Source organism: Aquicella siphonis, from assembly GCF_902459485.1.
GTDB lineage: Bacteria > Pseudomonadota > Gammaproteobacteria > DSM-16500 > DSM-16500 > Aquicella > Aquicella siphonis.
The window spans coordinates 729,539-754,274 of record NZ_LR699119.1 but is presented as its reverse complement, the minus strand read 5'-3'; the positions used below and the strand labels follow the sequence as shown (position 1 = coordinate 754,274).

23 protein-coding genes are annotated in these 24,736 nt (G+C 41.8%); 10 read left to right on the top strand and 13 right to left on the bottom strand.

What is annotated here, in order from left to right:
- Positions 1-124: 124 nt before the first annotated feature.
- Positions 125-1,237, bottom strand: coding sequence for a serine hydrolase domain-containing protein (locus AQULUS_RS03605; protein ID WP_148338740.1), 1,113 nt, complete (start codon positions 1,235-1,237; stop codon positions 125-127).
- 125 nt (positions 1,238-1,362) lie between these two features.
- Here AQULUS_RS03605 and AQULUS_RS13120 point away from each other — a divergent pair, with 125 nt between their 5' ends.
- On the top strand, positions 1,363-1,488 hold the full coding sequence (locus AQULUS_RS13120) for a hypothetical protein (protein WP_269472864.1): 126 nt from the start codon (positions 1,363-1,365) through the stop codon (positions 1,486-1,488).
- On the opposite strand, the gene AQULUS_RS03600 is transcribed toward AQULUS_RS13120, so the two are convergent.
- Together AQULUS_RS03600 and AQULUS_RS03595 are read right to left on the bottom strand one after the other, a co-directional pair.
- Positions 1,482-1,943, bottom strand: coding sequence for a methyltransferase family protein (locus AQULUS_RS03600; protein WP_148338739.1), 462 nt, complete (start codon positions 1,941-1,943; stop codon positions 1,482-1,484). The two genes, AQULUS_RS13120 and AQULUS_RS03600, sit on opposite strands and share 7 nt — an antisense overlap.
- Positions 1,944-2,256: 313 nt before the next feature.
- On the bottom strand, positions 2,257-3,345 hold the full coding sequence (locus tag AQULUS_RS03595) for an Lpg1974 family pore-forming outer membrane protein (protein WP_172622720.1): 1,089 nt from the start codon (positions 3,343-3,345) through the stop codon (positions 2,257-2,259).
- 276 nt (positions 3,346-3,621) lie between these two features.
- Here AQULUS_RS03595 and AQULUS_RS03590 point away from each other — a divergent pair, with 276 nt between their 5' ends.
- The 5 genes from AQULUS_RS03590 (at position 3,622) to AQULUS_RS03570 (ending at position 7,040) form a co-directional block, all read left to right on the top strand.
- Entirely contained in the window at positions 3,622-4,866 is a 1,245-nt protein-coding gene (locus tag AQULUS_RS03590; RefSeq protein WP_148338737.1) for a nucleotidyltransferase domain-containing protein, read from the top strand.
- Between the two features lie 113 nt (positions 4,867-4,979).
- Positions 4,980-5,264, top strand: a complete 285-nt coding sequence (locus AQULUS_RS03585) for a hypothetical protein (protein WP_148338736.1) — start codon at positions 4,980-4,982, stop codon at positions 5,262-5,264.
- Between the two features lie 215 nt (positions 5,265-5,479).
- Complete coding sequence (locus tag AQULUS_RS03580) at positions 5,480-6,154, top strand: ADP-ribosylation factor-like protein (protein ID WP_148338735.1); 675 nt, start codon at positions 5,480-5,482, stop codon at positions 6,152-6,154.
- A 160-nt stretch (positions 6,155-6,314) separates the two neighbouring features.
- Positions 6,315-6,806, top strand: a complete 492-nt coding sequence (locus AQULUS_RS03575) for a hypothetical protein (protein ID WP_148338733.1) — start codon at positions 6,315-6,317, stop codon at positions 6,804-6,806.
- Positions 6,807-6,833: 27 nt separating this feature from the next.
- Entirely contained in the window at positions 6,834-7,040 is a 207-nt protein-coding gene (locus AQULUS_RS03570) for a hypothetical protein (RefSeq protein ID WP_148338731.1), read from the top strand.
- A 117-nt stretch (positions 7,041-7,157) separates the two neighbouring features.
- Here the strand turns inward: AQULUS_RS03570 and AQULUS_RS03565 are convergent, their stop codons facing one another.
- Positions 7,158-8,009 (bottom strand): LysR family transcriptional regulator, encoded by an 852-nt coding sequence (locus tag AQULUS_RS03565; RefSeq protein WP_148338729.1) that lies wholly within the window; start codon positions 8,007-8,009, stop codon positions 7,158-7,160.
- Between the two features lie 231 nt (positions 8,010-8,240).
- On the opposite strand from AQULUS_RS03565, the gene AQULUS_RS03560 reads away from it, so the two are divergent.
- Positions 8,241-8,582 (top strand): zinc ribbon domain-containing protein YjdM, encoded by a 342-nt coding sequence (locus AQULUS_RS03560; protein ID WP_148338727.1) that lies wholly within the window; start codon positions 8,241-8,243, stop codon positions 8,580-8,582.
- A gap of 127 nt (positions 8,583-8,709) precedes the next feature.
- Here the strand turns inward: AQULUS_RS03560 and AQULUS_RS03555 are convergent, their stop codons facing one another.
- Positions 8,710-10,458: a M4 family metallopeptidase gene (locus tag AQULUS_RS03555; RefSeq protein ID WP_148338725.1), complete on the bottom strand. Its 1,749-nt coding sequence runs from the start codon at positions 10,456-10,458 to the stop codon at positions 8,710-8,712.
- A 311-nt stretch (positions 10,459-10,769) separates the two neighbouring features.
- Between AQULUS_RS03555 and AQULUS_RS03550 the strand changes: the two genes are divergently transcribed.
- On the top strand, positions 10,770-11,732 hold the full coding sequence (locus AQULUS_RS03550; RefSeq protein WP_148338723.1) for a phosphotransferase: 963 nt from the start codon (positions 10,770-10,772) through the stop codon (positions 11,730-11,732).
- Here AQULUS_RS03550 and AQULUS_RS03545 read toward each other — a convergent pair.
- The 7 genes from AQULUS_RS03545 to AQULUS_RS03515 all read right to left on the bottom strand — a co-directional run bounded on the left by AQULUS_RS03545 (position 11,729) and on the right by AQULUS_RS03515 (position 21,239).
- Positions 11,729-12,073, bottom strand: coding sequence for a DMT family protein (locus tag AQULUS_RS03545; RefSeq protein WP_148338721.1), 345 nt, complete (start codon positions 12,071-12,073; stop codon positions 11,729-11,731). The genes AQULUS_RS03550 and AQULUS_RS03545 overlap by 4 nt on opposite strands.
- A gap of 134 nt (positions 12,074-12,207) precedes the next feature.
- Positions 12,208-12,996, bottom strand: a complete 789-nt coding sequence (locus AQULUS_RS03540) for a DUF3421 domain-containing protein (RefSeq protein WP_148338718.1) — start codon at positions 12,994-12,996, stop codon at positions 12,208-12,210.
- Between the two features lie 278 nt (positions 12,997-13,274).
- Entirely contained in the window at positions 13,275-15,533 is a 2,259-nt protein-coding gene (locus AQULUS_RS03535) for an EAL domain-containing protein (RefSeq protein ID WP_172622718.1), read from the bottom strand.
- On the bottom strand, positions 15,493-16,971 hold the full coding sequence (locus tag AQULUS_RS03530) for a sensor histidine kinase (RefSeq protein WP_148338714.1): 1,479 nt from the start codon (positions 16,969-16,971) through the stop codon (positions 15,493-15,495). The genes AQULUS_RS03535 and AQULUS_RS03530 overlap by 41 nt, the downstream gene beginning before the upstream one ends.
- A 16-nt stretch (positions 16,972-16,987) precedes the next feature.
- Positions 16,988-18,142, bottom strand: coding sequence for an FIST signal transduction protein (locus AQULUS_RS03525; protein WP_148338712.1), 1,155 nt, complete (start codon positions 18,140-18,142; stop codon positions 16,988-16,990).
- Positions 18,143-18,375: 233 nt separating this feature from the next.
- Positions 18,376-19,665, bottom strand: a complete 1,290-nt coding sequence (locus AQULUS_RS03520; protein ID WP_148338711.1) for an MFS transporter — start codon at positions 19,663-19,665, stop codon at positions 18,376-18,378.
- 215 nt (positions 19,666-19,880) lie between these two features.
- Positions 19,881-21,239 carry an MATE family efflux transporter gene (locus AQULUS_RS03515; protein ID WP_148338709.1) on the bottom strand — a complete coding sequence of 453 codons (1,359 nt, stop codon included), beginning with the start codon at positions 21,237-21,239 and terminating at the stop codon, positions 19,881-19,883.
- 401 nt (positions 21,240-21,640) lie between these two features.
- Here AQULUS_RS03515 and AQULUS_RS03510 point away from each other — a divergent pair, with 401 nt between their 5' ends.
- Complete coding sequence (locus AQULUS_RS03510) at positions 21,641-22,426, top strand: hypothetical protein (RefSeq protein ID WP_148338707.1); 786 nt, start codon at positions 21,641-21,643, stop codon at positions 22,424-22,426.
- 317 nt (positions 22,427-22,743) lie between these two features.
- Positions 22,744-23,598 (top strand): prohibitin family protein, encoded by an 855-nt coding sequence (locus AQULUS_RS03505; protein WP_148338704.1) that lies wholly within the window; start codon positions 22,744-22,746, stop codon positions 23,596-23,598.
- A gap of 100 nt (positions 23,599-23,698) precedes the next feature.
- Here the strand turns inward: AQULUS_RS03505 and AQULUS_RS03500 are convergent, their stop codons facing one another.
- Positions 23,699-24,724 (bottom strand): DUF5630 domain-containing protein, encoded by a 1,026-nt coding sequence (locus tag AQULUS_RS03500; RefSeq protein ID WP_148338702.1) that lies wholly within the window; start codon positions 24,722-24,724, stop codon positions 23,699-23,701.
- Positions 24,725-24,736: the final 12 nt, after the last annotated feature.

Here is a 24,736-nt window from a genome sequence, read left to right as displayed (position 1 = left end):
TGATATCAGAGTTTGATCTAAACCGCAACGCTCCGCCTTTGTACAAATAATACACAGGCCTGATTTGTTACATCAAGCTGACCGTCTTGCTGGCATACGGGATGATTCGCTTCTTTGCAGAATATCAGCGCGAGACAGGTATGGGATAATCAGGAGCCAAATCCATTGCCAAATCACGCAACAATTCCACGCTATAATTTGTATCATCCGGCCTGGATTCATTTAGCGTATTTACAGCGATAAAAACCATATTCTTTTCAGGCAATACGCCAAAAACACCGCTATAGCCGCCGAAGCTTGGATTTTGAATCAGCCAATGGTTCACATTGACAAAGCCCATGGCGAAATAAAAATCGTTTGTATTTTTACCTTTGCCTACAGTATCCGGGGCTCGTAGAATTTGTATGGATTTTTCTGTTAACAATCCCTTACGCATCCATGCGTGAGCCCATTTGCCTATGTCAGTAATATTAGAAACAACCGCCCCGGAATTTGAAGTCCAGGATGGATTCCAATAGGTAGACTCTTCATAAATTCCTCTATCCTGACTGAAGGCGTGAAGTACAGGATGAGGCATCATGGCATTCAGATTAAACTGCGTATTATTCATGCCAACACGTTTGAATATATAGTTGTTTAGCAGTTCGTTAGTGGACAAATGACTGACCTGACTTAAGATACTCCCAAGAATGACAAAGTCAGTATGAGAATAATGCTGGCTTGTTCCGGGCTTGAACTTCGGTTTTTCCATCGTGGCATAATCAATCAAGTCTTTGTCTGTCCATGATCTGAACGGGTTATTGATCACTTCATCGATGAATTTTCTGTTATAAACATAGTCAGGATAGCCGCTAGTACAGTTAGCCAGCATCTTGACGGTAACGAGATCGGCATTAGGTAAATCAGGATACCAGCGCGAGATTTTATCGTCCAGGCGAATTCTGTTTTCTTCCACCAGTAACATCAACGCTGCAGTCAGCATTGTTTCAGTAATACCGCCTATGCGGTAATGCATATTAACTGTGGCGGGAACACCTGTCATCGACTCACCCACCGCATTGATGCTGACAGGTGTGCCATCAATCCATAAACCATAAATCATTGCCTTGACCGGCTTGTTCTTGACAAAAGCCTTAACCTTGCTATCCAGCCAGTTTTTATCAACAACAGCATAGACCGGATTGATCAAGAACAGGATAGAGATGACAAAAATAAAAATCTTACGATATCCCTTCATATTTACATCCCCCCTGTTAATACAATTATTTTACAAGAGTAAGAGTAAAATGCACAACATTGTCAAATATGTCATGACCACCCATTTTTGCATTCTTGCGGGAAAACGCAGATGGAACTATCACCATGAGTGTTGAATTTGATTGGCATGGATTTTCAAATGAAAATAAACCCATGATCACGACAACACAACATACCTGGACTTTAAAAAATGAACGCTCTCTCTTTATCCGGCAAGCACAATTTCAATAAATATATGGAATGATTTTCTTAGTGACGCGCGCTTGATATCCGGCATACCCTGGGTATGTTTCGCATAATAATTTTTCTTCCATTTTTAACTTTATGACAAACAGCAATCCTAATAAAAGAGTGAGCAGCATGGCCAACACAGAACCCCAAAGTATAGACCACCCCATTGAGAACAGTATTGCCCCGCCATACATGGGATGACGAACAATACCATAAAGTCCGGATGTGACCATTTGGCCTTCATGAGCAGGCTTGATCGTGGGTGTCAGTGCGGGTCCTAATTGTCTGGCAGCAATCGCCAATATAGACAAACCAGCGGCTGACAGGATTATCCCAGACACTAACCCGCCCAAATGCAGATTGATACGAGCAAAAAGCGTTGCCAGGGGCATAACCCCGATAAGAATGCGCTGAGTGACCACATACTTATCTAAGTGTTTGAATAAATTATTCATTTATTTGTCAGATTCAATATGAACATGATGTTTGAAATAATGCAATCATTGCTGCGCAATTAAACCACATCCTATTTTAACCCGCATTAAAAATGCAGACCCGCTTTCACACATCGTCACCAGTAGATATAGGCATAAATGCATCCCTGACGCACCATCACAATAAAACGTTGCTCATAAGAAACAAAAACGGGCAATTACCTGTTTATATTATAAACAGATAGTCGCCCGCCTTCAGATAGTGTTTGCCAAATCCCCCATAGATTCATCATCCCGACTCATCACGTCTAACCGGGATATGCATTCGCTAATATCAAACCCAGTCTGTGCCAAGCCTGACGCCAACAAACAAGCCTTGATCGCTAAAGTTGCTGGTCTTAGTGCCGGCAAAACCGGAATCTGGGGCTTGCATTGCCCTGACGTTATTTGTTGTTACATCAAAGTATCCATTATCAGGTCGTTCAATTGCATGAATGTAGGACTCGACTTGCCATCCAGCGTCCACCGTCAACGTCGTTGTTCTGCATGGCGCCCCCTCCCCTCCAGCCTGTCCCCACACATAGGAGTAACTGGCGCCAAGACGCATGCCAAATCTTGGGATCACCACTTTTCGGGTTGTAAAATCAGACGAATAATTGATGTATGTGTTATCGAATATATCGTGAGACACTGCAACCGTCGGATCAAGTGAAATTTCACGGTCACTCACCAGCAGAGCAGCATTTGTATTTCCAAACAAGGCAAAACCATAAGGTAAATGATAAGTCATATCCAATTCGACTCGCGGTCCTATACCCTTTGTTTCATTTTTTGCTTCGAAACCTATATTGCTTTCACCCGAATAACTGGAATCTGAAGCAATCCTTAGCTTGCTATGCAGCTTTGCATACTCTAATCCTCCTGCAAAACGCACACTCCATGGGTTACTGAAGTTAATGGTGTGACCCCAGACTGCATACGCATCATCCAGATCAAATGTCACTCGGCCTGTCACATTATTCCAGATATTGTTCCCGCCTATCCAGCGTGGCGCAGAGGGGCCAAAACCACTGACTGATCCTGCCGGCGAGACTGAATCACTATCGCTGGTGTTCATACTAAACCAGCTAAGTGTGAGATCATCGTTTTCAGTAAAATTAATGCCGCCGAATACTCGCCAGCCCCAATCATATGATGTCGATATTCCTCTGGTATAGAAAGATCCCCCGCTGTTTGCGGGAAAAATAGTGACATAATCCAGATCACCATTCATTGGCCGTAAATTTAATCCTTCAACACCGATAAACGCACCCGAAAAGTGAGTAGTCCATGGTGTATTATTGCCGGGCATGCCTGCAGATGCCGAGGCCGTCACACCCAATACAATGACACTGATCGCGCTTCTTTTGAAAAATTCCTTCATTTCCATATACTCCCTGCGATATACCAGTTTGAGTTTTTGCAAGCACATATAATAGAAGAATTTTATTATTTAAATCAAACACATTTTATTATCCCGCCTGTACATGTCATCCAGTCATTGCAAGCAACTGTTCCAGCAGCTTTTGGCACGCTGCCAGTGACCATGGAAAATGGCAATCGCATCGTGATTATGATACTTTGCGTAAAGCATGAGACTCATTAATCATTCACGGCCAGATTTTCAGCTTTAGATACCAAACTATCGTTGGTGCTTATCATGACATTCAATTACAAAAATACAGGTGTGACAGCTTATCAAGATGTGAATGAAGTATTATTGAAAATATCGAATGGCATTGCTGAAATTATCGGTAACAATCTCATTGGCTTATATCTATTCGGATCTCTGGCTTACGGCGATTTTAATACAGACAGCAGTGACATTGACCTGATAGCAATTACAAAACAGCCACTCAATCATCATGATCTTGATCTGATCAAGCAGATGCACAAGAAAACAGAAGCACATTGTTCAAAATGGAACAACAGACTGGAATGCTCTTATACGCCTATAGATATGCTTAGTCATATTTTACCGCCAAAAGAACCTCGCCCGTATTATGGCGGAGGAATTTTTTATGATCAGGCTCCTTATGGAAATGAATGGATTATTAACAACCATTTATTATATAAACACGGCATCTCACTCATAGGTCCTGATATCAAAGAGTTGATCAAACCTGTTGATATTATCGAAGTTCAGAAAGCATGCATCAGGGATTTATTCCAGGAATGGCTGCCCAAAATGACAGATTCAGAATGGCTGGATAACAGCCATTATCAATCGTATCTTGTCATGAATTTGTGCCGTATTCTCTATACTGTTATGAATGGTGTCGCCAGTACAAAAAGAATTTCGGCTGAATGGGTAAAAAACAGATATGGATCAATCTGGACTCATCTTATTGAAACCGCCGAGAGCTGGAAATACGGAAAGGAAATGTCATTAAAAAATAAATCGATTGAATTTATCAAATTCGCGGCAGATAAAGTTAAAGAAACTACACTTTTTCAGGAAATGTATGCCAATGAAATTTATCTTGGCCAGAGAAGGAGTGATCTCCAGCGTATAACCGGCTTTCTCGATGATGTTATCAATTGGGCCAAACAGAATAATGAAATAATAGGCATTGCGTTGGTGGGTTCCTACGCCAGGAATCAGGCGAAAGAAGATTCCGATATTGATTTGGTGATATTATCCTGTAAACCGGAAAAATATCTATCAAACAATGAGTGGCTAAAAAAATTTGGCAAATGCATAAACATCAAGCGGGAAAATTATGGCGCAGTAACCTCATGGCATGTTAGTTATCAAGACGGCCATGAAGTTGAATTTGGAATCGCCTCGCCAAGCTGGGCTGATATACCGGCAGAACAAGGAACAAAAGAAGTTGTCACTCATGGAATAGTTATTATTTATGATCCCAAGGCATTATTTATCAGACTGATCACATGCCTGTGACTATGGAACATAGCAATCGCATCGTGATTATGATACTTTGCGTAAAGCATGAGACTCATTAATCATTCACGGCCAGGTTTTCAGCTTTAGATACTATACAAGAGGAAAAAACCATGTCAAACATGAATCCCGTACTTCCTGAAGACGTTTTACCCGATGGAGTCGATACCACTGCTATCAATGGAAAAATAGTAAGAAAAGGCACAATTGCCGCATTCCTGGCTAACGCGGATATTCTTGAAAACCCGGCCGCTACGCAGCAACAAAAACAGCAAGCCATTAATACCATGCAAGAGCTGGCGCCAGCGGTAATTACCATAGGTTTGCATAAACACGTTGTATTCAGGAATGCTCAAGTGGAACAGATTCTAGTAGATGCCGAACTGTCTACAAAATAATAGCTTGATGAGATTAAATCATTTCAGGAAACCTGATCTGAATCAGCGGCATTGGCAATCATTATAAATATAAGACCGGCAGTCACTATTCCATTAGCATCCGTTATATGACTGAAATGTTTATAACAAGCCAAATGCACGTATAATCCATGCCCATCCATGTGGATATTAGCCAGTAGAAGACTAAAACATATTAACTAAAACGAGGATACAGGATGGAAGCGCGCAAAGATTGTAAAGTCATATTAATAGGCAGTGCGGATTCAAAAAAAGCGTTCATGGACCAGGCTGAAGACAAAGATTGCTTGCCTATGCCAAGAACAGTAGGAATGGACTTTATCGTCGTCCACGTGAATAACAGAAGATTTCAGCTTTGGGACATGACCGGCCAGGAGCACTTTCGTTCAATCACATCAATCTATACTAAAAATGCCGATGTCTATATCTATATTGATGCTGATCCTGAGACAATTAAAAAATTTGAAAGTCTGAGAGATAAAAACACATGTATCGCTGTTAATTTCAATTCCTTTAATCATAGTCCAAGAGACTTATTGGGAAAAATTGACTTCCTGTTTAAATCAGAAGAACGGAATGAAAAATTAAACGAAATCAATATAATTAATAAATCGGCACTAATCATGTGCGCCAATCTTTTTGATGATAAATCTCTGTTTAAACTGTTACCTCCAGAAATAGCCAGCGAAATAACCAAGGCTTATTACTCAACCAAAGACCATTATTATAAGCAGCAAATTTTCTTTAAATGCCCACCACAAACAGAACAAGCTGTAGAATCTCATAAAAAAGATGGCAGAGTGGAAATTTCAAACAGGCGTGACACGGAAGACCACTCTCGCGGTCCACGTTCAGGGTGCAGCATTCAATAACAAGGAAGCCGGTTGAATTTCTATTTTTTGTATTTGATCAATCGCCAGACATAACATTACGGTCGGTATACAACGAAAACCACACCATAAATGCAAAGATTGCAATTTTTTCGTAATACACATATTATCTCATAGCCTGTAAAAGAAAGGATTTCTTGATATGTTTAAAAAAGGATTCTCGACCCTTTTCTATTTTTTAACAATTTTTCTAACAGCCGCCACTGTATATGCCGATGATAAAACCGGCTGGAACAATAGCCGTAGATACATGGCAAAAGGCATTTGTGAAAGCAATTATAAGGACATGTGCAGCGGAAAAGGCGTTTGCGATACGGGCGGTGTTGTCAGCAAATGCAACACGGGTTGCGGACAAATTCCTGGTGGATGGTATACCTTTTCATATTATTGCTCCCCGCCGCCGGCAAATGTTTGCACGGGCAATACTGTAACGAAAAATTATAATTATCCAGACCAGAGTTGTGATGTATATTGCACAGGATGGGGAGTTCACTATTGTTTTATTCTGGATGGCACATTCAAGCAATGCACATATGGGAATGACCCTGGTTACTGCATGTGTGGAGAAATTATCGGCACAACGCCAGGCTGCACGCCCGTCCCACCCGATGGCGGTGAAAATGTGAAGCAATAAGGACATATAGGTTTTAAGGAGTTACACATGATTAGACTTCGCGATTTTCTCATTTTTTTAGCAGGCGCCGCATTTTTCCATACCATCAGCCATGCCATGTTACCCTATTTTGTGGCTTTGCCATGGCCCCTGGGCTTTATGACATTGACTCAATATGGTAATTATTGGATTATTGCAGGCAGCGCATTAATGACAGTATTACTGTTGTGGTGGGCCAGCAGATTGCCGCGATAATCAATATCCAACATTTCAACCTTACGGATCATAAGCATCCAGTAATAAACGGCTAAACTGCTTATTCGCAGGATAATGATTGGCCTGCGGCGGCAACAAACAGAATTTCAGACAAATCTAGTCCTGGACAATAGATGTAATTGTCTTTTTTAGCATCTTAAACAAACTATCTTGCGGATGGTCTTTATGTTTGATCAGGAATGCGCGTTGTTTGGCTTGCTGTACCTTGGGTATAGCCAGCTCAACCAGATCAGGATAATTCCTGGCAACAAACTTTGGTATGAATATGGCGCATAATCCTTGCCGCACCAATTCCAGTCCGGTTGACAAAAGATTGACTGAATACTTTCTATTTCTGGGCGTCACACTCTCTAGCCAGCCATCACGCTCTTTTATTCCCAAAGGATTGTTTGATATCCCTTGAGCAGGGACAGCGAATGGGATATCACTGATGTCCATTCCTTTAAAACAACCTTTTAAGCAATAACAGCCTAACTGATACTTACCGATTTCCGTAATTTCAACGCCATCCATGGGATAAGGCGCATAAGTAACGCCATAATCCAGCTGCCTGTCTGCGATTAACTGTTCAATTTGCCCCGGATTCAAATCCAGAAGAGTGAAATTGTAGTTATCAAGCTGTGATTGCTTGAGCCGCCTGCATTGTGCCAATAAAAAGACTTCAACCGTACCTATTCTTACCGATTTTTGTTGAACCCTTGGTGTGGCGCTAAATAATTGCTCTTCAAGTGCCAAAAATTGTTTGGCGTTTTGATAAATCCGCACACCGTCTTCAGTTAACGCCAGCCCCCTGCCGGCTGGACGCAGCAAGGAAAAACCCAGTTCCTCTTGCAATAATTTCATGGACTTGGATAAACCTGAATGGGTAATGCATAACAGTTCCGCAGCTTTAGTCATACTGCCGGTATCTGCTATCACACAAAATTGTCGCAATCGATTTGTATCCATATGGAACGAATTATAGGAAAATAATCACTTTTATTCAACAAATGTCGTCGTTATTTTCCTCTGAGAAGTCAGTATAGGCGGCAGTATTTAAAGTGATACGTTCCAATTGTATCTCCGAGCCGATTGGACAAGATGGAAGATGAGTAATTTTCATGATGTCACAGGCTTCTTTCTTATGTATACTTCAAGCCAATATCATATTGGCACAATTGCATATTGCAGGAATAAACGATGAACACCTTGCCCAAATGCCCAAAATGCGATTCAGAATTCACCTATAAGGATGGCATGCTTTTGATCTGCCCCGAGTGCGCACACGAATGGTCAAATGATGCGGATGATAAAACAGATGAAGCGCCATTAAGCATAAAAGATGCTAATGGCAACCCGCTACAAGATGGCGACACGGTTACTGTGATAAAGGATTTAAAAGTCAAAGGTTCATCACTGGTAGTTAAAGTGGGTACTAAAGTTAAAAACATCAGACTGGTTGAAGGGGATCATGATATTGACTGCAAGATTGATGGAATTGGCTCCATGAAATTAAAATCGCAGTTCGTAAAAAAGGTGTAATCCATTTCTCAACCAGGCAGGCTCCCCGCGCAATCGCCAAACTTCTAACCGCTTCAGCCAATCTGGCGCCACATAAAGAAGCAAGCTCTTCCAGAAATGGAAGAACCTGCTCTTTTTCCTTTATAAATTATTTTGCATCGCAATTATCAGTATCAACGCCAACCTTGGCAAACGCAATGCGCACATCAGCGACATCATAGCCATAATCTTTTGTCGCTGAAACCACACCGCAAGCCGCATCGTTAAACGTATTCATACTTGATGTCCAGTAATGCATATTGGCTTTAACCATGACATCAAAGGCCTTGCGTGTATTCCAGCCTTTTGTTGTAGCCAGCAGGTAAAATGCCTTATTGGTCACGCCCGCGCCTCCATGCGCCTCCGTATCATCAAAATTCTTCATATGGTCGATTGAAGTGCCATCCTTAGTTGGATTATCAAGATAACGCAACGCTCCCTCATCTTTCTTGATTTCACGGCCAATATCCCAGCCATTCTTGCCAGTCATATAGTTTTCAACCGCAATGGCAGCCATATCGGAAAATGACTCATGCAATGCGGCCATTTGCGGTTTTGAACCGTCTATGCCTGAATGTGTCTCGGTAAAACCGTGGCTGATTTCATGCGCGGTCACACCTACAGAAGTGAGGGGGTAAAACATACTGCCGCCGTCACCAAAAGTCATTTGCTCCCCATCCCAGAAAGCGTTGTCAAATTTTCGCCCAAAGTGAACACGCATCAGATATTTCATGGGCTTGCCTTCCTCGTCAATCAAAGCCGGCACACCAAACCAGTCCTGATACAGACTTTTGACCATCACAGCAGCATAAAATGCATCAAGCGATGGTGAATAACCTTCATTCATTTCATCCGCGTCCCAGCGTGTCTGGTTTTTATTCATGCTGAGCCAGGCAATTCCCTTGTGCAGTCTTGAATTTGGCATGCATATGTCGATTACAACCTCGCTTCCCGTGGCCGTATCAACAACACTAATATCATCATTCATAAGAACGCAAAAAGTCATTTTATAGGGATTTCCAGGAATCATTTCCACTTCCATGTCCATGGCCTTCATGTTTAACGCAGGCTTATTGCCTTGTCCACCATCATAAATCACCTCGCCTGATTTTGGGTTTCCGCCAATGCCGCCCGCGGCAATGTCATACAGACCAGGCTGAGCAGGATCGTCATTATTCAACATTTTTTTTACTTTAGCGCGCGCCGTGTTGATGGCTTCCTCTTCTTGAACATGTGCAGTGAAAATACCCTCCCAGCTGCGATAAACATGGTGTGTAACCGCGTCGACAATCGAAGTGGGACGATGCATCGCAGATGCGGTTGCATAAGTAAAGCTGGTCAGGTAGGCATGATGTGCTTGTTTGTTATCATCAATGAAAATAATAGGCAGTGACTTTCCATTCTTGAAAGAATCAACAGTCAAACGTGATTTTCTTGCGTGCCAATTTTTTGCAGCTTCCAGGGCTTTAGATGCCGCGCTTGATGTTAATGCGGCCGCAGGTGTACCGATCAAATCCTTTTCTATATTTTCATAAATGACGCCGTTCATGGTCGTATTGACATCAATATTGACAAGCATATTTTTACGAATCTTATTATTCCTGGGGGTATGAATGACACCCGTCGCATCCCATACAGGTATGCCATTATAGAATTGGCGAATTCGAGTATGCGTGGCGCCATTGAAATCAGTGTCTGTGCGCATTTTTTCAATTTTCACTATGCTATTATGAGTCTGCATAGAAAGCTTGTTTTCAATATAGGATACTGACTGACGGCGCAAGTCAATTTCCGTAGCAGCGCAAGCAATATTTGCCATCACTAAAGCCACTGTCAGTGCAGTCAAGCGAAACTTCATACCTATCTCCTTTTTGTTAGTAGTCTATCCGGGAATCGCACGTATATCATGGAAAATAAAGGGAATGATTATGACACTGGAGATGCGGCACCACAAGACGAAATATCATGACGTTATGAGTTTTTTCATCTGAAATATAATTTGCGGCCGCCTGGCCGCACTGTCGATGATAATGTTAGAATGATTGGCTAACCATGATAATTCTCATCATGCGTATTGGTTACCGTTATACTGACTGATATTACACTCCGGATATATAGGGATACTTAATGATAGAAAACGCATTATGCGGTTCGCGGGAAAAGTAAATAATGACTAACTCTCACATGCTTTGGGCCATCACTGTTTTAAAGGATGCCGGATATCTGATTCATGCCTCTCAGCCTGAAATTATTCAGAAAACACCATGGTCAATGGTTTGCTGCATTAAAACAAATCAAGGCCCGGTCTATTTAAAGAAAGTACCGCCAGCACTGTCATTGGAATCCAGGATAATTAATATCTTATCCAATGAATTCCACGCCAATGTTCCATCCATAATTGCGGTCAATCAAAGGCAGCATTGTTTTTTAATGAAAAACGCAGGAAAACCCTTACATGATTATTTCAAACAAAATTTCCAACCTGATATTTTAATCCAGGCTATGCAGGATTATACCAGGCTGCAGATATCGACCTCTGATAAAATCCATAGATTTCTGGATACAGGCGTGCCTGACTGGCGATTAAAAAATCTGCCGAAACTGTATCAAGACCTGATTGCTCAAGAAATGCTTTTGATTAATGACGGATTAAATAACGATGAGTTAATGCAATTAAGAGTTTTAGAGCCAGCGCTCTTTTCAATTTGCGAGGAATTGTCACATTATAAAATCAAGGAAACATTTGGTCATGCTGATTTTCATGATAAAAATATTTTAATTGACCTTTCCACCAAAAAATCAACAATCATTGATTTGGGTGAAGTAGTCATCACTCATCCTTTTTTTTCATTTCTCAATTGCCTGCACAGGGCAAAGCTGAATTTCTCACTGTCAGAAAGTCAATACCAACAACTTCAACATGCATGTTTCAAACCCTGGCTTGCGCTGGACACATCAGATCATTTAATCGAAATCCTGACGCTTATACAGCAATGCTGGCCTATCCATTCGGTCCTGGGTGAATTTCGACTGATGAATAGTGTGGACAAATCAGCGTTTCAGGAATTACACAGACAAGGGCGGCTATCAAATAATCTGCGTCACTGGATTAATCATATGTCGTCAAGTTAGCGGAAAATAAAGTAAACCGCTCCTGCCAAACACAATCCTGCCCAAAGAAAATTCCATGATATGGGTTGGCGCATATACAAGATGGCGAACGGGACAAAAATGGCCAGGGTAATGACTTCCTGCAGAATTTTTAGTTGCGCCAGTGATAAAACACCATTGGCAAAACCAATGCGGTTAGCCGGGACTTGAAACATATATTCAAAAAATGCGATGCCCCAGCTTGTAAGAATTGCTATCCATAAGGCTTTATTTTCAAGGTTTTTTAAATGACCATACCAGGCAAAAGTCATAAAAGCATTAGAACAAACAAGTAATATTACGGTTTTATAAATCGATAACATACGCCATTCTCTTTTGTGCAACTTCACTTTGTTGTGTATTAAATTACCATAAATTGCCTAAAGAGACCACTAATTTAGCCAAAATACCCGCTGCGCAGACCTGCCTATCCCGCGACAAATATTGGGCCTGTTTTCTAGTTGAGTAATTTATTACCGCTTGTCGCCTGATTTAACAGCTCATCGGTAAGATTATTGCACTTTGATTGCGGATTAGCACAAAACAATAATTCATAAGTATTCTGGACGCTGACTTCCTTCCCGTTCACACCCACATGGCAGGCATCCTGATCTTTGTTATTACTGGCAGTGAAAAATACCTGCCTCCCGATCGCGTATCCGCCATTTTGCCTGACCCGGCAGATCAACACAGGATTACCATTTCCATAACCTCCTATAATGGCTGCACCACCGTTAATCAGCAGACCTGAATAAGGGCGTATTGTATCTGAAAATGATACGCCCAAAACAAAAGGAGGATAGTTCACAGGCACGTCAAATGCCGGTAAATCTCTCACAAGCGTGGCAGGATTGCCAGAAGAATTGTTTGCTGTGCCAATGGATTTTTTGACATCAGCAATCGGTATCCAGCGTAATTCATTATCCTGACCAGACAATAAATAAAATCGACTGATAACTTTGGTGGTACCGTCATAAGCAATTTCACACCCGCCAGGTGTCAGCATTCCAGGATACATGACTGTTTGTTGTGTTGCCTGCGCCGTAGAAGCGGGAAGCGGTGCGCGGCAAATATTAATCGGATGATCAGGCAATCCGCCGTTTGCATAATGTATTCTGGGCATTTCCATATTTTTGACCGGCAGCCAATGCATATCACCCGTACCGGAAACTATAATCTGATTTGCCTGACAAAAGAGGGGGTAAATGCTTAACAGTAAATATACAAGCAGTTTGATTGGCGTCATGGATTATCTGCTCACATGGTCATTAGTCCATTAATAACATATATCCTCACCCAACTCAATTCAGACAATCACCACGCGGCTTAATCATGTTATTAAATAATCATGAGAATAGCGTTATCATTACTTGGCTTTCAATGTCATAACAGGCACGTATATTAAAACAAATATTATGAATTAACAGTTATTGTCATAGCTAAACTATAAAAGGCCTGTCAATTGCCGGCCTTTTATTTATTTGTCTTGATCCCTGGTCATTTTGATGTGACGCTTCATAATGCCTAGACCAAAGTTTCGTCCTCCAGATTTGATGTGACGCATTGTCTTAACAATTTCTCACAATCATTTGCAGATATGGGTTTGCTAAAATAAAATCCTTGCACTTCTCCGCATTTCTGTTTTTTTAGATATTCGAGCTGGCTTTCAGATTCCACACCTTCTGCGAGGACCTCCAGATTCATGCCCTTGGCCATCGCAATAATGGCTTGTATAATGACATCGTCGCCGCGCTTGGAATCAATGTTCTGGACATAAGACTGGTCTATCTTCAAACGGTCAATTGGAATTTGACGCAGATAATTCAGGCTGGAATATCCTGTCCCGAAATCGTCAAGCACAATTTGAATGCCCATTTTTTTCAGCTGATGAACCGTATTAATGATATCGACATTATTGATAATCATATTCTCTGTTAATTCCAGTTCAAGAAATTTAGGCTCGACTCTTGTTTCCTTTAGAATTTCCGTGATGGTATTGACCAGATTGTATAGTTTGAACTGTTTTGTTGTGATATTGACAGCGACGCGTATTTCTGGAAGCCCTTCATTTTGCCATTTTTTAATTTGTTTCAGCGCAGACCGCAAAACCCATTCCCCGATAGGAACAATGAGTCCGGTTTCTTCTGCCAGCGGAATGAAATCAAGAGGGGGAATTAAACCTCTGGCCGGATGCTGCCAGCGAATCAAGGCTTCCACAGAAACTAATTTTTCACTTTTTAAATCAAATTGTGGTTGAAAATACAGAATGAACTCGTTGTTTTCAATAGCCTGCCTCAGCTCCATTTCCTTCATCAGGCGTTCGTGGTTTTTTTCATTAAGCTCATCTGTATAGAATTGATATTGATTCGCACCCAATTCTTTAGCGTGATACATGGCGATATCCGCGTTCCGCAAAAGCAGATCAACATTTTTCCCATCGTCAGGATACAGACAAACGCCTATACTCGTGCTTAACATGACTTCGTTACCTTCAACGATGAAATGATCATCAAACGTTTCCAGCAGTTTTTTGGCCAGGTCAGCAAGATTATTAATATTTTTGATGTTATTGGCAATGACAATAAACTCGTCGCCACCCAGCCTGGCCAGTGTATCTTCATTACGCAATACTGATTTCAGTCTTTCAGTGACTGAACAAAGAATATAATCTCCTGCTTCATGACTGATACTGTCATTAATCAGTTTGAAGCGATCCAAGTCCAGGAATAAAATGCCAAATTGAACATAATTGCGATCATAATTCGCCATTGCCTGCTTTAAACGGTCGCGCAGCAAGACCCGATTGGGCAGGCCTGTCAAAAGATCATGTGTCGCCTGATATTGAAGCTCTTCTTCAAGTGAAGCACGTATTGAAATATCACGAAAACTCCATACTCTGCCTATCATCTGATTGTCGATTGTATATGGCTGCGCATAATATTCAAAAATCCGGTTGTCCTTGAATTTGATGTGACCGAGAATGATCTCGCCAGGATTAACTCTGACTTTATTAATTTGCTCGCTGAATTCATCGGCATTATTAATAATTGTAAAAATATATTCCAGCATGATGTCAAACTTATGCGTATTGATAACAGACTCGGGAAAATGCCATATATCAATAAATTTATTGTTGAAATCACTTATCGTTCCATCATTGCTCACAACCAGGATTCCATCCGCGGATGATTCCAGTGTCGCACGCATCATAGATAATGATTTATTCAGCGACTCAGTGCGCCTCCGCACACGCTCTTCAAGCGATGAAGTATATTCTTTTGATTCCTGCATCAGCTGCCATTTTTTTGTCAATGCACATGCCAGTTGACGCACTGATACAGTATCGAATGGTTTCTTGAGAATAAGCAAATTATCTTTATGTCCAAGCTGTTCAACAGTTTCTTCCCAGGTATAATCCGAATACGCCGTGCAAATGACGATTTGTATGCTGGAATCCAGTTCCCATATATGTTTGATTGTTTCAATGCCGTCCCAGCCAGGCGGCATCCTGATATCCACAAATGCAAGCGCATAGGGATTTCCATTATTGACTGCCCTGGCAATTTTTTCAAAACCCTCCTTGCCTTGCGTAGCGGTGTCAATTTCAAACTGCGGCAACAGATTCTCCTTATTTTCCTCTCCGAAGAGTGTTTTTTCCATTAACTGAATGTCTGTCTCTTGTTTTTCCCTGGGCTTGGATGTCATTAATATTTTAATGAAGTCCTGATGAATGGCGGGATTATCATCTATGATGATGAGACGCAAGTTCTGGTTCTGACTCATTTTCACTTCTCCTCTCATAATGATGCAGCGGAAGTGTCAATTCAAACAAGGCTCCTTGTCTGGGTCCGTCGCTATGGGCCTCCAGTTTCCCTCCTAACTCTTTGGCAGCAAGCGCGCTGCTGTGCAGGCCAAATCCGTGACCTGTCGTTTTAGTCGTAAAGCCAAATGAAAATATTTTAGTCAGATTTTTATACTCAATCCCGATTCCATTATCCTTAACCTGCAGCGATAGAAATTCATGGGATATTTTTTTTATGCTTATAATAATACTCTTCTTTTTCACGCTACTATCTGCCAATAAAGCGTCTTTGGCGTTATTTATTAAATTAACAAGAATTTGTATCAGCTTTGAATTGTCAGTACAAATAAATGGCATCTCTTCAAAATTTTTTATAATTGCAATGCCGCTTTTTTCTATATTATTACCGCACATTTTTATGGCTGTATCAATGGACTCAGGTAGATATACTTTTTCAACAACACCAGATACGCCGCTAAGTGATTTTTGCATCTCAGTGATTGTTTTTATGTGCCCAATCTGTTCAGTCAGATTACGCAATTCAATCCTGACTTTTTCAACATTGTCTTGCAATTTTTCCGTATAAACCAACAAATACTTTGGGATCAATTTTCCTTTTTCATTCTGAGTCAGATATTCAGCAATATTGGCTTCATTTTCCATCATCATGCGCTCAACTTTCAGTAACTTGTGAATATCAGATTCCTTGATATACTCACTGATCAGATTAATTGACACATTGACGCTGTTCAATACATTCCCAACATTGTGTAAAATGGAGGTAGCTACATCCGCCATGCCAGCCCGCCGCGCTGATGTCATTAATTGTCTTTGCAATGACGAGACTTCTTCTTCAGCAATTTTACGCTTGGTAATATCCATTGCAACCCCGGCAAGTTCAGTAATTGGCATGTCATTAACTTTCCTTGGCCGGCCTATGATGTGATACCAGTGATAATCATCTTTGGTGTTGATTACTTTCATTCGAATTTCCGTTTCGTAATCTTGACCCTCATTAAATGCCTTACTCACAAGCCCTTTTATCTTTTCCCGGTCTTGTTCATGCACCAAGTCGAATATTTGATCTATCGTCGGCACCGGCTTGTCAAAGTCCAGCTTGAACATTTTGTACAATTCTTTAGACCAGATATTTTCCTTAGTCATCGTGTTATGATACCAATAACCCAGCGACGCCATATGCTGGGATTCCTCCAGCTTTGAATTTAAGTCTTTCATTTCAGCGGAGGAAATCTCCATTGACCGTTCTAAAAGATAACGCTCTTGATCAGATTCCCGATACGCTTGATTGACTCTTTTAATTAATTCCTTCCATTTATTTATATCATCCGGCAAAACATCCAAGCTAAAACCGAAGCGGTTTAACTGCCTTTGCAATGATTTATGCAAACTGTTTTCCATACTCGCACCTTTTTCCTTAATCTTCACACAGGGTCGTCAATGTCATAGTCTGATTATGCAAATCACATTTTCCAGTCGTATGAGGAGAAAGCTCACCATAAGAATAAAACCCGATCTGCTGGGCACTTTTTGGCAAGGCTTCAAGCACAGATTCTGTTTCTTCCTCCGTTCTTTCACCCAGCAATAACCGGCGGCCCACACAGCTGATCGCCACAGCCAGCACTGGTTTTGTTATTTCTCCTTCCGTACCCAGCATGATTTTTGCCGCGACTTCACCAGCTTCATCTGCGGCGCTTATAATTCTATCAAAATTGGCGCGCATTAATTGCGCAAGATAGCCTGTAGGCATATCACCGGCAAATGTCAGTGATTGCGCAGACTCATCCACGGCGAGAATTGTTCTTACTAATTGATGAGAATCGTTTTCATCTTTACGTATCGCCAGCGGGAACAACAAACCTGTCGCGGGCAGCCCGGATGCTCTATCCCCCAGATATTCCTTATACAAAGTCAGGGCAGGCTTGTAATCAAGCTCATACAAAATATTATTTTCTGAACGTGTAATGCGCCGCTCCGGTCCAAAAATATCCCAGCCACCGCGTGAACCATGTCCAATTTGAATATGGTTCCCATAAAATCCAACAGCGATCACACTGTTATTAATAATTTCACCATTAAATACCGACCACGTTTCCTGGAACCTGCTGCCATCACCTGCCAACCCTCCCGTGATGGATATATTCCCTTTCTGAATTGTATTTAAACCCCTGACGAGGTCAGTTCCATTTACTTTTAATCCGTCAGACAAGACAAACAATCCGCGCAAGTCATTTTGGTTCAATTCTTTTGCAATCTCTTCTCCCGCCTTATACGAATCAGCCGCGCCATTAATTTCAGTCTTGACGATTTTTATTGGTGTTCTTTCAAATTTGGCAACAGCCACAGAAATACTATGATCATTTACATTATTGCCGGCAATTTCACCTGCACTTGAGCAACCTATAATTTTGGATTTGGGAAAATATTTGGCGAGCTCATGAATAATTTGCGGCTGATTTTTAAAATCAGGCGAGCAAAATAATAATACAAGCGTGTTTTCTGAATCCAGATCAGGAAATGAACTGACTGACCATCCTTGCTTGTCTCTATATTGAAATGTTTGCAATTGCATGGCATTACTCCCCATATATATATTCATGATAATATGATTTGGATACAGGAAGATTAAATTGATAATCAGGCAATATTTCAAAAGCTTGAAATTAGCTCTTTTCTGATGATTAGCTATCAATATGGTGAAAAATCTGCCTCCTTGCTTTTTAGAAAGTGTATATTGAAAAAACAGCAAACAAACCAGCAGCTCATTGTCATTTTTACCTGCCACACGCCCAATGGCGAGCGCGATCAGACAGCAGGATTAGAAGAATCTTTTGGCAGGCGCAAGGACATCAGACAGCATATTATAATAACAATCAGGAGGACTGATAATGCGGTTGTATATTCACTCGTATTATAAAAACGCACACCGCCGTCACTCGCCCGGCCAGACCATAACCGATCCAGCACCCAGCCAATAAGCTGTTGTAATACGCCGCCTCCCAACATGTTTAATGTATTCACCACCCCTAGTGTGGTCCCTACATTGCGCGCATGTGTATATCGGCTTGCACCAGTAAAGCACAGCATTTCGACACCACAAAATATACCCAATAGAATGAGTGTGATTTTAAGCGCGAGAGGAGACAGGACGGGGCCGTAAAGCAAGAATGCAAATACGCCCAAGACACCAAAAACGCAAACCTGGATGCTGCGATTCAGGAAGTGATATTTCTCACTAAGCCAGGGAAGAATGAGACATCCCAGTCCAAGCCCGAAATACATCATCATGCTGATCTCGGCGGCTTGCGTGCGATCCAGCGTGTATTTTTGCATGATGAATGACACACCCCACAAATCAGCCAATACAGAAAGCGGCGTATACACACCAATTGCCAGTATGGAATACATCATGATGGCCCGTGTCTTGAAAACATCGATCAAAGAGCGGGAGACAGTACGCACGATATCTTGTGACACCGGAATTAACAATTCCTTACGTGGCCGCGGCAGAAATAGAAAGGTTATCAATAAAATGACCAAGCCAAACAGAGCGGTATATGAAACAGTTGGCCGCCAGCCAACGTGATCTGCCAATGAGGCAAGCGGTTTTCCAGCCACAATTGCGCCCAGGGTACCCAGCGTCAAGGTGGTTCCCATAAGAAAACCACGCTTCCCAACGGGCAAATAATCCACAACGATTTTTAACGAACACATAAATGCGCACGCAGAACCTATGCCGACTAATATTCTGCTGATCTGCAAGACTTCCAACGTCGGCGCAAAAGATAATAGAAACGTGCCGCTTAAACACAGCATAATGGAAGCGATTACTGTTTTACGTACACCAATATAATCGACAATAATTCCAAGAGGGATTTGGCACAAGGAATAGGCGTAAAGATAAAATGCACCGAGTGTCGCAAACTGCTCTGCGGTTAAATGAAAGGTCTGACGCAAATCGGTCACCAAAACACCCGGAGCAACGCGCAGTATGTATTGGTAAAAATAAAATAAAGCGATAGCTAACCAGCCTGCATAGACAAAAGAGATCGTACGGTTTTCTTTTGCGACGGCATTAGCATTAATAGCGTTCATCGGTCTTACCACTCTCGTTTATACTGCGCTAATATTTAATTTTTGTTTGATAGATATTTGATTTGCCTCATTATACACGATTCAATCCTATTCCAAAGCACGTTCCACAGCCTCCGGATGCGAAGGGCCGGACACTGATATCTGTTTGATTTTCTAATAAATTTATTAGCACTTCGCGAATTGATTTGGCAACCCCGATACTTACCCTCGCCCTGTTAGCCGGGATAATACTGCTTCATCTTCCCTTTAAACCGCCGCTGCAACAATAACACACTCAATCCCGCCCCCATGACCATACCCCACCAGAAACCCGGGCCGCCTGCTTTCAGGTAGATCGCCAACAGATAGCCGACAGGCAATGCTATGCACCAGAAGCTGATGATAGAAGTCAGCAAGGTAAATTGCGTGTCTTTCAAACCGCGCAGGGAACCGAATAATGTGATGCGTACTCCCTCAATGATCTGGAATATGGCACTCACCGCCAGCAGGCTTTTTATTTCGCTGATAATTATCTGATTATCGGGATTCTGTATATCAAAATCGATTGAGATTAACAGCGCGGGAAACGCCCAATACGCTATGGCGACCAGGCTCATAAACGCGGCGGCGATACCAATGCCTATATAGTTTACCTTTTCTGCCGAATGGATATCTTTCGCTCCCAGCAAATGGCCCATTCTGACAGTCACGGCTTGTGCAATCGCAAACATGGCTGACATAAACAAGCCCAGATATTGCAGTGCCACCTGATTGGCGGCTTGCATACGGCTGCTGATCAATCCCATGCATAACGTGAGCGCGAAGAAAAATGCCACTTCCACGCAAAACATAAACCCCATGGGCAAGCCGATTTGCAATAATTCCATCAAACAGGAAGGTTTGATCAATTTTAATACATGACGAAAAAAGACCTTGTACTGCTTGTTGGCCAGTATAAACACGATCAGCAATAATGCCGCAAGCCAGGAGCTGACAGTCATCCCCCATCCTGCGCCGGCAATGCCAAATGCCGGAAAACCCAGCTTTCCAAAGATTAAAATGTAACTCCAGCTGATGTTGAGTGACACCCAGACAATGTTAAATGCCAGAATTAACCGCGCGTGGCCTATTCCCATGATGACTTCCAGACAAGCCATGGCCATGAAATTGGCGAGCATTCCCCATGATAAGGCATGTAAATAAGTTTTAGCCAAAACGACGATTGATTCCGGCTGGCCGAACAGGCGAAAGACCGGTGACATGTTCCAGAATAACAGGATGGCAGGGATCACCAGCAAGACAGCCATCAGCAATCCGTCACGCGCAACCAGCGCAATGCCTTCCTGGTCGTTTTCACCGTGTTTATGCGCCACCAGAATGTTGATAGCACTCAACGCTCCAAACAAAATGACTGCCAAAGTACCAAACAGCCAGCTCACCAGTGAACCCGCAGCCAGCGTATCCGGTCCCAAATGCGCCAAAAATATTGTCTCAAAGAACCAGACAGCCGATTGCACAAACCCGGTCAAGGCAAGCGGTATGGCCAGCTTTAGCAAAGGCACAATATCTTGTTTTAAAAAAAACGTATTTCTCATTCCATCCTGCCTGTTTCAGCAACAAGATCTCTGCACTCCAACTCCTTAGCAAGAACCTGATATATGCCGCCTTACAATGAGTAATAATCTCATCTTGGCCAAAACCGGCTGACCACCCAGGTATTGAAATACCGGATTTCCGGTCTTGTCATCCTGTCAATGCCATTTTCATCATACCCTATAAATTCATAATCACATAAATACGGAATAGTGAATTTGCGATGTTAAGGAGGTAAGGAGCCGATTGCTAAAAACAAGATAACTAAAACTTGATCCCGACTGCCGGGCCAGCGTTATTTACAGCTTGATTGTTTATATGCTTAAATACGCCTCGAAGAATTCACACACTTCTTATCGCAAAACCATGCGCGCTCATTAGAAATGAAACCGGAGTCATTTTTATGTTATTTGGATTTTTTACGTTCCAGGGAGCATCCAGGAACTTGTCTGATGAAGAAAAAATCATTGCCGCCTTACAAATATGCCAGAAAGCTGTCAATGATCTGGAAAAAACCATAACCGATGAAATGTGCCAGTATGCACGAAAAACCAATAACTACAAAAAAGACCTTGAAGTTTTTACTGAATTATATGAGATAGAATTTCTGCAGCCCTACCTGCTAAATAGTCCTTCCATTTTAGCCGCTTATAAAAAAAGAGACTTTTTCCTGAATTTACAGGCGATACTGCTTGGCGACGAGCCGGATGACTACATAGGAACCGGAAAGATTTTAGCCAGCACAAAGCATGCGCCTGTAAGCAAAACCATAGGTGAATATAAAAATAATATCGGAATTCATCTCTGTCCTCAGGACCCCGAAATACGCAACGCCATCATTCGCGAGAAACCGGCAACAATCGCGCTGAAAGAAAAAGTGCAGAAAGCCATAAGCAATCCGGTCAATACGGAAACAAAAACACCCCGTCAGTCACCCGCTGCCCGCATCAGAAAAGCCTCATATTTCCACCAAGACCACATATCCATGCTCCAGTCATTTCGCGATACATCCGATGTTGACGGCTGGTTTTGGGGAGTTATCAGACAGCTGGGCCGACTCTTTCAAACCAACTGCCGCACGTCTGCCATCTCTGATGAAATCAAGCCCCTGTTGACGACACAATCCAATACTCATCCCGACTCTCAATACATCTCTCTGGAAAGGACGCATCAGACACTACGAAATTGAAACAGGAGAACTGGATGTATATATTATGGTCGAATGTGTTGAACACCGATTTGGCAATATTGGCAGACAATTCCATAAAGCGCGTTATTAATACAATTTAATAAAACAAATATAATATTTGAGCAAAGATAAAATAATTATCTCGTGACACCATCAAGCAAAATTTCAACAGGATTAATTCGCATCTGCCTATATCAATCTGGTGGAATACAACGTCCTATTTTGCATCCTATTAATCAATACGGTACGATTAACTTATAATTATCCTGCCGATGGATAACATGATCAAACCAGTCTTCACAACCTAGGATGCAAGCATGACAAATTACCCTGATCAACCCTTTAATAATTTCAAAGCGCCGCCGGGCTCGAGCAAATATGTTCTGATCGCATTATTCGGCATTGCCGTCATCCTGGTGGTCTTTTCCAGTGTCGGAGTGGTCGGGGCTGGTTACCGCGGAGTCATGCTGCGATTTGGCGCCGTCACCGGGCGAATAGTGAATGAAGGTCTGTATTTCAAAGTACCCTTCATTGAAGAAGTAGTACCCATGTCCACTCAAATCCAGAAATATACCACTCAGACAACCGCTTCCAGTAAAGACCTGCAGGTTGTGACAACAGAAGTCACCTTAAATTATCAGCTTGATCAGAACGACGTTGCCACTATTTATCGAAATTTAAGACAGGATTATGAACAACGTATTATACAGCCGTTTGTACAGGAAGCAGTTAAATCCGTAGCGGCAAATTATGATGCGGAACAGTTGATTACCCAACGCCCAATAGTCAAGACTGAATTGCAATCCTTATTAACCAAACGACTGGCAGACCTAGGAATCAATGTGGTAGAACTGTCCATCACTGAATTCAAATTTACCCAGGTTTTTCAGGATTCTATTGAGGCAAAAGTCAAAGCCACGCAACAGGCACTGGAAGCGGCAAACGCTCTAAAACGGGTTGAATATGAAGCACAGCAAGCCATAGTAAAAGCACAAGCCGAAGCAAAAGGACTGGAATTACAAAAATCCCAAATTACTGAACAATTATTAGAGTTGAGAAAAATTGAAGTCCAGCGTGCCGCGGTCGCAAAATGGGATGGCGTGCTGCCCTCGGTTGTCACCGGAAGTGGTCCTGTGCCAATGCTGGATGTGTTCAAGCCGCAATCCAAATAAAAACTGACTTAAACCACCTTTATATTTAAGGGGGGCGTCTTATCAGTGCCGGATCAAGCGAGCGGATAACAGGTCTCAGTCTATGAGGATACTGCCGGCATTATCTTAAGTTCAACTGGGATAAGTCCTGCGGCAGTTCGAATTCAGGATAGCGCGCATTAACTGTCTTGATTGAGTGTTGAAACGCATTTCGGCAAAACGATTCAACCAAGGGAATATTAAGCATATTCAGTTTTTTCACGACCAGGCTTTGCAATTCCCCTGGATTTGCAAAATGCTCTTCAAAATCCGCTATCAATCCTTTTCCATGTGAAATTTGATCAGAAATGGCATTTGATTGCGGAAAATCAGAAAGCAGCCTGGCAATGTATAAATTCTCCACAGCAGCTTCCAGTATAAGAATAGGATAAGGAGCATTTTTATCGTCATATTGGGTCATCCATGAGAAGTGGTTCGTTTTGGCAAGCATGAAGAATCGCTCTATAGAAAGCTTGTAATTTGATGCCTCGAAATAATAGTTAACAATATTAAATAAAATAAGAGCCGCATCAATACAGCCAATTGCCCAGTACAGATTACTTAATTTATTAACATCTCTCAAAATAAATTGAATATAGGTATCAATTTCGTCATGATTATTCTTGTTCCCGCTCCGTTTTACAATTAATTCAGAAATATAATTTAGCCGCCGAACAAGCGCGTGAAACATTCCAATCTCGCAGGCTTTATTCAGTATTGCGAATGAGTTTGGATTTTTCAAATCAGGATGTTTGTTCAATTCACTTAACAGAAAAGCGCCTTTTAATTGTGAAAACAGTGAAATTTTCCTTGTCTGATCAAACGATACAATAGGGATAGAGGGGTATCCCAATTTTTTCAACATGGAAGACCAGCACGAATTGAGATAATCATTCGATTCCAGCAATTCATTTATTTCAGGACTTCTTTCAGATAACGCATACAAGAGCCTGAGGGGATAAGTAGCAAGGATTTTGATGATTTTTTCTTTGTCGGCAGCTTTATCATTCCCGGCATGAAGAATATCCAAAATAATATTCAATATTTTTTCTTCATTTGAATTTAATGAAGACAGGGCAGCCAACCCTTCCGTTGATAATGAATGCATAGTATGTTGATA

Coding starts and splice junctions, on each gene's coding strand:
- AQULUS_RS03605 (WP_148338740.1), bottom strand. CDS start 1,237: ATGAAGGGATATCGTAAGATTTTTATTTTTGTCATCTCTATCCTGTTC.
- AQULUS_RS13120 (WP_269472864.1), top strand. CDS start 1,363: ATGAGTGTTGAATTTGATTGGCATGGATTTTCAAATGAAAATAAACCC.
- AQULUS_RS03600 (WP_148338739.1), bottom strand. CDS start 1,943: ATGAATAATTTATTCAAACACTTAGATAAGTATGTGGTCACTCAGCGC.
- AQULUS_RS03595 (WP_172622720.1), bottom strand. CDS start 3,345: ATGAAGGAATTTTTCAAAAGAAGCGCGATCAGTGTCATTGTATTGGGT.
- AQULUS_RS03590 (WP_148338737.1), top strand. CDS start 3,622: ATGACATTCAATTACAAAAATACAGGTGTGACAGCTTATCAAGATGTG.
- AQULUS_RS03585 (WP_148338736.1), top strand. CDS start 4,980: ATGTCAAACATGAATCCCGTACTTCCTGAAGACGTTTTACCCGATGGA.
- AQULUS_RS03580 (WP_148338735.1), top strand. CDS start 5,480: ATGGAAGCGCGCAAAGATTGTAAAGTCATATTAATAGGCAGTGCGGAT.
- AQULUS_RS03575 (WP_148338733.1), top strand. CDS start 6,315: ATGTTTAAAAAAGGATTCTCGACCCTTTTCTATTTTTTAACAATTTTT.
- AQULUS_RS03570 (WP_148338731.1), top strand. CDS start 6,834: ATGATTAGACTTCGCGATTTTCTCATTTTTTTAGCAGGCGCCGCATTT.
- AQULUS_RS03565 (WP_148338729.1), bottom strand. CDS start 8,009: ATGGATACAAATCGATTGCGACAATTTTGTGTGATAGCAGATACCGGC.
- AQULUS_RS03560 (WP_148338727.1), top strand. CDS start 8,241: ATGAACACCTTGCCCAAATGCCCAAAATGCGATTCAGAATTCACCTAT.
- AQULUS_RS03555 (WP_148338725.1), bottom strand. CDS start 10,458: ATGAAGTTTCGCTTGACTGCACTGACAGTGGCTTTAGTGATGGCAAAT.
- AQULUS_RS03550 (WP_148338723.1), top strand. CDS start 10,770: ATGACTAACTCTCACATGCTTTGGGCCATCACTGTTTTAAAGGATGCC.
- AQULUS_RS03545 (WP_148338721.1), bottom strand. CDS start 12,073: ATGTTATCGATTTATAAAACCGTAATATTACTTGTTTGTTCTAATGCT.
- AQULUS_RS03540 (WP_148338718.1), bottom strand. CDS start 12,996: ATGACGCCAATCAAACTGCTTGTATATTTACTGTTAAGCATTTACCCC.
- AQULUS_RS03535 (WP_172622718.1), bottom strand. CDS start 15,533: ATGAGTCAGAACCAGAACTTGCGTCTCATCATCATAGATGATAATCCC.
- AQULUS_RS03530 (WP_148338714.1), bottom strand. CDS start 16,971: ATGGAAAACAGTTTGCATAAATCATTGCAAAGGCAGTTAAACCGCTTC.
- AQULUS_RS03525 (WP_148338712.1), bottom strand. CDS start 18,142: ATGCAATTGCAAACATTTCAATATAGAGACAAGCAAGGATGGTCAGTC.
- AQULUS_RS03520 (WP_148338711.1), bottom strand. CDS start 19,665: ATGAACGCTATTAATGCTAATGCCGTCGCAAAAGAAAACCGTACGATC.
- AQULUS_RS03515 (WP_148338709.1), bottom strand. CDS start 21,239: ATGAGAAATACGTTTTTTTTAAAACAAGATATTGTGCCTTTGCTAAAG.
- AQULUS_RS03510 (WP_148338707.1), top strand. CDS start 21,641: ATGTTATTTGGATTTTTTACGTTCCAGGGAGCATCCAGGAACTTGTCT.
- AQULUS_RS03505 (WP_148338704.1), top strand. CDS start 22,744: ATGACAAATTACCCTGATCAACCCTTTAATAATTTCAAAGCGCCGCCG.
- AQULUS_RS03500 (WP_148338702.1), bottom strand. CDS start 24,724: ATGCATTCATTATCAACGGAAGGGTTGGCTGCCCTGTCTTCATTAAAT.